Source organism: Nitrosospira sp. Nsp11 (genome assembly GCF_900142705.1).
Lineage (GTDB): Bacteria > Pseudomonadota > Gammaproteobacteria > Burkholderiales > Nitrosomonadaceae > Nitrosospira.
Window position 1 is genome coordinate 105,265 of record NZ_FRBV01000008.1, and the last position, 8,129, is coordinate 113,393.

At 51.8% G+C, this 8,129-nt stretch carries 8 protein-coding genes; all 8 read left to right on the forward strand.

The genetic code is table 11. The features are described from left to right. Positions 1 to 37: 37 nt before the first annotated feature. Entirely contained in the window at positions 38 to 682 is a 645-nt protein-coding gene (locus BUA28_RS10395) for an SRPBCC family protein (protein ID WP_072768048.1), read from the forward strand. Positions 683 to 786: 104 nt separating this feature from the next. Continuing rightward, positions 787 to 1,119, forward strand: a complete 333-nt coding sequence (locus BUA28_RS10400) for a YnfA family protein (RefSeq protein WP_072768049.1) — start codon at positions 787 to 789, stop codon at positions 1,117 to 1,119. Between the two features lie 248 nt (positions 1,120 to 1,367). Continuing rightward, positions 1,368 to 1,709, forward strand: a complete 342-nt coding sequence (locus BUA28_RS10405; RefSeq protein WP_072768050.1) for a DUF4156 domain-containing protein — start codon at positions 1,368 to 1,370, stop codon at positions 1,707 to 1,709. 65 nt (positions 1,710 to 1,774) lie between these two features. Next, entirely contained in the window at positions 1,775 to 2,143 is a 369-nt protein-coding gene (locus BUA28_RS10410; RefSeq protein WP_072768051.1) for a thiol-disulfide oxidoreductase DCC family protein, read from the forward strand. A 166-nt stretch (positions 2,144 to 2,309) separates the two neighbouring features. After that, entirely contained in the window at positions 2,310 to 3,590 is a 1,281-nt protein-coding gene (locus BUA28_RS10415; RefSeq protein WP_072768052.1) for an NRAMP family divalent metal transporter, read from the forward strand. Positions 3,591 to 4,071: 481 nt separating this feature from the next. Continuing rightward, a complete protein-coding gene (locus tag BUA28_RS10420; protein ID WP_072768053.1) occupies positions 4,072 to 4,479 on the forward strand; it encodes a response regulator in 408 nt (135 codons plus the stop codon). 157 nt (positions 4,480 to 4,636) lie between these two features. Beyond that, complete coding sequence (locus BUA28_RS10425) at positions 4,637 to 5,239, forward strand: tetratricopeptide repeat protein (RefSeq protein ID WP_072768066.1); 603 nt, start codon at positions 4,637 to 4,639, stop codon at positions 5,237 to 5,239. 414 nt (positions 5,240 to 5,653) lie between these two features. Next, positions 5,654 to 7,843: an EAL domain-containing protein gene (locus tag BUA28_RS10430; RefSeq protein ID WP_256598298.1), complete on the forward strand. Its 2,190-nt coding sequence runs from the start codon at positions 5,654 to 5,656 to the stop codon at positions 7,841 to 7,843. Positions 7,844 to 8,129: the final 286 nt, after the last annotated feature.

Sequence of the window (8,129 nt, forward strand, 5' to 3'; positions counted from 1 at the left end):
CGGTACCCACGTATTTCAAATATTTATCGGGAGTCTTATGCGCCGCATTGTTGCTTTCGCTGCCGCTGCCGTATTCGCTGCCACACCAGCGCAGGCGTTCGACGTGAAGAGCCCAGGGCCGGACTGGACGGAGGCTTATCACACCAGCGAACTTACCATTTTTATAAAGGACGTGGATGAGGGACGTAGAATCGTGGCAACCACCGAGGTGGTTGCCCGACCGGAGATTATTTTTGATGTTCTCAGTGACTTCGAGCATTACCCCGATTTCATGCCTTATGTAAAAGAATCACGCGTACTCGGGCGCGAGAGCAATGGCGAGGTCATCACTTACGCGCGCGTAGCACCGCCCTTCGTAAGTGAGCGTGACTATCTGCTCAGGGTCAGGATGGTGCGCGGCACGGCCTCGAACACCGGCGTATTCAAGATCGAGTGGAAGGCAATCCCCGAGATGCAACCCGAGGTCGAGGGGGTCGTGCGTATCAAGCTTAACGAAGGCTCATGGCTTGCGGCGCCGCTTGATGGCGGCACGCGCACAAGGCTGACCTACACACTGCTGACGAATCCCGGTGGGCTGATCCCGGATTTTGTCGCAAACATGTCGAATACGATTGCAATACCTGAACTCTTCAAGGCCGTAGGAAAGCGCTCCGTTCAAGAAGCGAAAGCAAAAGAGGAGTAGAGGAAAAATGGCAAACCGCGCTTCGAATTAGGCGTTGCACCGCGATACCGCATGCACTTTATTTGCATAAGGTATCGCTCAGACGGAACTGTTGAGGTGCCGATATGTTTGAGCTAAAAATTCTTTTTCTTTTCCTGGCTACGGCTGTTGCCGAAATTATAGGCTGCTACCTGCCTTATCTCTGGCTCAATCAGGGCCAGAGCGCCTGGCTGCTGATACCCGCTGCTGCGAGCCTCGCGTTATTCGCGTGGCTGCTCACTCTTCACCCTACAGCCGCAGGCCGCACCTACGCCGCGTATGGGGGTGTTTACATTTTCGTCGCGATTCTCTGGCTCTGGGCTGTCGATGGTATCAGGCCAACGGTGTGGGACGTGGCAGGCTCTCTGGTGGCGCTTGCGGGCATGGGCATTATCATGTTTGGGCCGAAACATGCATAATCGGTGTAAGTGTGGATTACATCTCTTACAATCGATCTCTCACGATCAGTTTCCTCTTGATGGCCGTTACTCGTTGAATTTGTACTACGCTTAAAACATGCAATCTTTTTTTAAAAATTGTTTATGAGCCGGTTCCAAACAGGGCGCAAGCGGGAATCCTGAAATCTTTTCTACAACTGCCTGATGACCGGCTCCATGTTTCAGCGAACGATAATCAAAAGACCAAAAACATCATAGGAGAGAAAAAGATGATCATGAAAAGAGGTGCTGCGGTATCAGTTCTTTTTCTTGTCGGCTGTTCAGCGATTTCAACGACGCCGGAAGGAAGGTCCGTGGAGCTTCTGACCGAAAAACCAGCAGGCAATTGCAAACCGCTCGGCGACGTCGTCGGCTCTCAGGGCAATTGGTTTACCGGCGACTATACATCAAACAAAAATCTGCTTATCGGCGCCCGGAACGACCTGCGCAACAAGGCATCTAAAATGGGCGGAAACTACGTTTGGGTGCAAGACTCCAGTAATACCAATGCATGGGGAAGTAAAGGCACATCAAATACCACGGTCCTGGGGGTTGTGTACCGCTGTGAGTGAGCGATAACCCTTGCGTTTAAGGTACTCTTTTCCTGTTTCGTTTGAAATAGAGGGTGTCAAGGAAGATGTCCAGCAAGGTCTACTACAACAGCGCATGTCCCGTTTGCAACGCGGGAATCAAGGATCAACGCAAGCGCATGGAAGCGTCCGGTATCAAAGATATCGAGTGGGTCGACGTACATGCTCATCCGGAAGCGGTAGATGAGATAGGGACGCCGCTGGAGCAGGTGCGGGAGCAGCTTCATGTCAGGAGTGCGGATGGTCAGCTCAGCGTAGGCGCCGATGCATTCGCTCGTCTGTGGTCACAGACGCCGGGTCAGCGCTGGTTGGCAGCATTGTTGCGTTTACCGGTATTCAGGCAACTTACGCAGTTGGCATACAATTTGTTCGCCCGCCTGCTGTATCGCTGGAACCTTGCAAAGAGGCACTGGTAATGTCCACGCCTGATCAGGTGGTTCAGGCGGGAACGTACCGAAAAGGCGAGCTTTTTCTTTTTCAAATAAAGATCCATTCTTCGAAGTTCAAGCTTGGCGGTGGCGCAGCCATTCGTTGTCAGGCATACGCAAGCGATAGAGGTCCGGCGACTTCGAGAGAACCTGCATGAAGGAGGAAGAGGCTTCCGTTTTACATAGCGGTCCAGTCTGGAAAAAGCTGGGCCCCGGGCTTATCACCGGCGCAGCGGATGATGATCCCAGTGGAATTGCTACCTACTCCCAAGTGGGAGCCGGATTCGGCTATTCGATGCTGTGGACGACATTTCTGACTTTTCCTCTCATGGTGGGCATCCAGATTGTCAGCGCCCGAATTGGACGGGTTACCGGTAATGGTCTCGCAGCCAATATTCGCGAGCATTATTCTCCTTGGATCCTGCACGGCCTCATCTGCTTGCTTGTGATCGCAAACACAATCAACATTGCTGCCGATATCGGCGCAATGGCTGCAGCGCTCAAGCTCCTGATCGGTGGCCCGGCGCATCTGTATGGGGTGGCTTTCGCCGTGGTGTCCCTTGTGCTTCAGGTTTTCATACCGTTTCCGAGATATGCGCCAATATTGAAATTGTTGACGCTGTCGCTTTTTGCTTACGTCGCCACGGTTTTCGCCGTCGAGGTTCCATGGGGTGACGTCTTTCACAGCATAATCATTCCGTCCGTCTCTTTCGAAACCGATTATGTGGTGGCCGTTGTTGCTGTGTTCGGCACTACCATCAGTCCCTATCTATTTTTCTGGCAAGCTTCGCAGGAAGTTGAGGAACAGCGGGCCTCAAAGGGTGAGAAACCGCTTAAGGACGCACCGGAGCAGGCGCGCCATCACCTTCAGCGTATCAAGGTGGATACTTACATCGGGATGGGATTTTCCAATCTTATCGCGTTTTTCATTATGCTGACGGCAGCGGTTACCTTGCACCAACACGGCGTCAGGGATATCCAGACATCTGCACAGGCGGCCGAGGCGTTACGCCCGATAGCGGGGGAATATGCGTTTCTGCTATTTTCGGCAGGCATAGTAGGCACCGGGTTGCTTGCCGTGCCAGTTCTCGCAGGCTCGGCCGCCTATGCCGTGGCGGAATCCTTCAGATGGCGTATTGGCTTGGGCCGCAGGCTCCTGGAGGCCAGGGGTTTTTATATGATCCTGATCGTCGCAACGCTTTTAGGCGTGATGCTCAACTTTACTTCCATCGATCCAGTCAAGGCACTGTTCTGGAGCGCGGTAATCAACGGCGTTATTGCTGTGCCCATCATGGTAATAATGATGTCAATGGCGGCGAAACCGGAAATAATGGGGAAGTTTATAGTCACGTCTCGGCTTCGGATACTCGGTTGGCTTGCGACAGCTGTGATGGCGCTTGCGGTGCTTATGATGGCGGCAACGTCGCTGGGATAGCGAGCCCACCACAAAGGTGAAGCTCAGGGGTAGGAAAAATCATTTTCGGTTATATGCGCTTAGATGACAAATGAGCGGTCAACTGCCGGATTCAAGATTATTACCAGCCCATGATCTATGGAACAGGTACGTATCGCGTCCCACCCGCTATTTTGCAAACCGCGCGTCCTAATTGCTGCTGCCAGAAACACCACGTCCGGCCAACACTTCAATAAGTACATTCAGCAGCGCGGTAAGCTCTTCCATATCGACGGCTTCACGAGATAGTGGTCGAAACCCGCGTCAAGTGTTGGCAGAAAAGCTGGAAAATGCTTTCGTTCTGGCCCATTTTTCATGAAAAGCATCACTATGTGACTAAACGCACGGTGGCATCCGGGATTAAATGCAAATATACAAGTGGGTTTAATAGCCTATTGCGTGCGTTTACTCGGCATGTGTTGACCGGAATAGAATCGGCATCACCTCACAAAAAAGGTTATGAATGGATAGCAACGGTCCTACGCTTTTCGGATTGAAAATACTGATCGTGGATGACGAACCGGATGCTCTGGAGTTTACCAAGCTCATACTGATTCTTAACCACGCCTGCGTGATTGCGGCCGGCAACGCTGCCGACGGATTGGAACAGGTACAAATACACAGGCCGGATGTCATAGTCAGTGACATCGGCATGCCCAAGGTGGATGGCTACCAATTTATACGCGAAGTAAGGAATCTGCCTGCGCATACCGGCGGCCAAACCCCTGCGGTTGCCCTTACCGCGTTCAATCGCGCGGAAGATAAAATAAGAGCGATCAACGCCGGTTTTCAAAAGCATCTCTCCAAGCCCTTCGAATTACGGGCATTAATTGACATGATCGCAGGCATGACAGGGAAAATAAGCCGTTAAAACGGATGTCTTGCATTCCTGCTTCACAACCCTATTAAGACCTCTTGATACCTATATTTTGTGAATAGGGGGAAACTACTTTTAACTCATCCAAGGCGGCATTCATTCGTGAGACATATGAATGTTTATGCGGTTTTGGTTATATAAGGCAAGCGATATGAAGCGATTGATTCCAGGTGTGATGATTCTCCTCAGCTTGGCGGGTTGTGTCTCCATCACTGAAGGATCAGCAGGAGAAAGCATGCAAAAAGGTGCTGCTGCCGAGGATCAGGGAGATTGGGATGCAGCACGGCGCATTTATGCCCAAACATTCGCTGACAAAAAACTCGCTCAAACAAGCCCCCGCTACAGAGCCGTTTTCCACTACGAATATGGACGATCTCTCGGCGTTACATGCTTTTTTACGGAAGCAGAGCACGAACTCACTCTTGCTCACAACCTTGATAAGAAAAATAGCGGCGTTTTCTATCTTTCGCTAGCAGAGTTGGCCCGGCTTAACCTGGCCCAACAAAAATTTCCTGAAGCTTTGTCTTACTTTGAACGCGCTCTAGCTGAGCTTGACTCCGCCATAACCGCAAAAACCGCGCCCGTCTTCTACGCCAACGTACTTGACGATTATGCCTTGGCTCTTTCCGGAGCCGGGCATCCCGGGAAGGCGAAAGCAGCAACCAGGCAAGCTGCGGAGGTTCGAGCAAACATAATCGGGGAGCAACGGAACGGTGACACGACTCCTTATGGCAAACAATGCGGCAAGTCGTAGGCGCACGCCGAGAGTCTGATAAACGGTCATAACAATCGGATAGGCGAGGAACCAGCGTTTTAACGGTTCCCAGCTTCAAGTAATAAAGTAGAGATATATCTTAATATAATATGCAGGTCCAGGTCTGTCATGCTGCGCCTCTTGTTCATCTCTCTATGAAATGATTGCAGAGGACCGCTTGCAGACGGAGTGAAAATATCTTCCTCAAGCGGTTCGCATGTCCTCGTTTACCGTACGTGCCATTATATAAACATCGCATGCATATCCATAGCAGAGAAAACAAGGCTTGGCTTGGGATCATCTTATGTACGCCGATTTTTCCGAAAACGGTAGTTCATATATCACCTCGGTTAGGTCTTCCGCGTCAGAAATGGATGATGCAGGCGTAGGGGCTCTACGGCTGAAATTTACGATATGAATAAAAGAAAGGAAGAAATATTGTTGTACTCCGCAGCCGTACGGTCTTCTCGGGCAAGCCTTGAAGCACGAAAACGGAAGCGCGCGGAGCATGAGCTTGATCAGATAAAAAAAACGTTGGCGAAAACGATGGCGGAACGTGACCGTTCTCTTTCCCTGTTGCGAGCCACCATAGAGTCTACTGCCGACGGACTCCTCGTTACAGATGAGAGCGGCGAGGTGCTTTGCTATAACCAGCTTTACCTGGATATGTGGCCTATCCCTCGTGAACTCATGAAAACTGTACGGCATCAAGCACTCATCCAATATTGTTGCTGTTATTTAAAGGATCCCGAGCAGTTCGTGCTATCAACTGACGAAATTTATAAGACACGGCCGCAGGAAAGTTTTGACGTGCTCCAGTTTCATAATGGCCGGTTGTTTGAGCGATATACGAAGGTCCAGTTTGTGGAAGGACGCGAGATCGGCCGCGTCTGGAGCTTCAGAGACATCACGGAACGCCGCCAGGCCGACTCTTATAAGGCACAGTTGGCCGCAATCGTGGAATCCTCAAACGATGCGATCGTTGTCAAAGATCTCAACGGCATCATTACCAGCTGGAATGCCGGCGCGGAACGTATTTTTGGATACCATGCGAGCGAAATCATAGGTTGCTCGATATCTAAATTGATTCCACCCGACCGCGTGGGAGAAGAAATCAAAATCATGAGCCTTATCAAGAGCGGGAAACTCGCAGATCATTTTGAGACGGTGCGGTGGGCGAAAGGCGAGAAGCCGATCGATGTCTCCGTAACGGTATCGCCAGTAAAAGACGTTACCGGCAAAATTATCGGCGCCTCCAAGGTTGCTCGCGATATCACCCAGAGCAAGGAATCGCAAGAGCGCATCCGGTATCTCGCCCATTACGACCCGCTCACCGGTCTTCCCAACCGCACGTTGTTTGCGGACCGCATGAGAGTGGCCATCGGTAATGCTGAGCGGTATTCCTTTCGGCTTGCGTTGCTATTCATAGACCTGGATCGTTTCAAGCTGGTCAACGATTCCCTCGGCCATGAAATTGGCGATAAGCTGCTTAAAATTGTCGCCGAGCGCATGCACTCCGTCGTGCGCCTTACCGATACGGTCAGCCGGATGGGAGGTGACGAGTTTATTGTCTTGCTCAGCCAGATCGAGGCGCCAGAGGATGCGGGACGTGTCGCCGGGAAGCTTATTGAAGCGGTGTCTCAACCTTACATAATAGAGCTGCATGAGCTGGTATTGACCGCCAGTATCGGGATCAGTATTTATCCGGATCATGGTAAGGAAGCGAGCAGCTTGTTGCGTAACGCCGACGCCTCGATGTATTCCGCCAAAGAGGCTGGACGGAATCTGTATCGATTCTACTCTGAAGAGTCGACATCCCGGGCTACCGAACGGCTCAGCCTTGAACGCGACCTGCGTCGTGCTGTTGAGCAGAATGAAATCTATTCGGTGTACCAGCCGCAGATAGAGCTTGCAACCGGTCGTGTTATCGGCGCGGAAGCGTTTACGCGCTGGCGGCATCCGAGCCGGGGATTGGTTTCTCCCGCTATTTTCATTCCTCTGGCAGAGGACACTGGCTTGATTCTGTCCCTTGGGGAACGTGTGCTGCGAGAATCCTGCACGCGGGCCCGCCAGTGGGGTGAGCGCGGGTTCGATTTTGGCGTCTCGGTAAATGTCTCAGCCGTGCAATTTCGCCAGGAGGATTTTACCGATGTTGTACTGCGCGTGCTTGTAGATACCGGCCTTTCACCAGAACGCCTGCAGCTCGAGGTAACTGAGAGCGTAGTGATGCAAGGAGTGGAATCGGTCGTTCAGAAAATGGGTATCCTGGACGCCCACGGAATAAAAGTGGCCATTGACGACTTCGGTACCGGCTATTGCAGCCTATCCTACTTGCGGCAGTTTACTGTTGACCGGCTGAAAATAGATCAATCTTTCATTCGTGACCTCCCGGAGGATGCCGATGCTAGGGCTATTGTCGGCGCTATTGTGGCCATGGGGCGCAGCCTCGGCTTGCGCGTGATTGCCGAAGGTGTCGAGACGGAAGCGCAGGCTGATTTTCTTCAAAGCATCGAATGCGATGAAAGCCAAGGCTATCTATATGCACGGCCCATGATGATAGATGATTTTGAAACGTGGCTGGCGACCTGGACGCCGTGTCAATAATTCTACGATTCGAGCCTTCGCTAAAAAACTGAATGGAGGATATCGGCCGAACGGTCGATCTTTAGCTAATAAGCCAGTTGGAATGCGATTTCGTCGGTTTTGGACCCATTAAATTTCGCCCATACCCTGTAAGCCAATCCTGATGTGCCCCCGGTAGTAGTGCCAAGGGCGTTCTAACCCAGTCCGCAGCCTGACCTGACCCCGAAATCAGTACCGGTCTAAAGTAGAAATTTCCGACTCAGTAGGCCTGCCGGGCAAGGCATTTTCCCTTGCCTGGCGGGCGAAT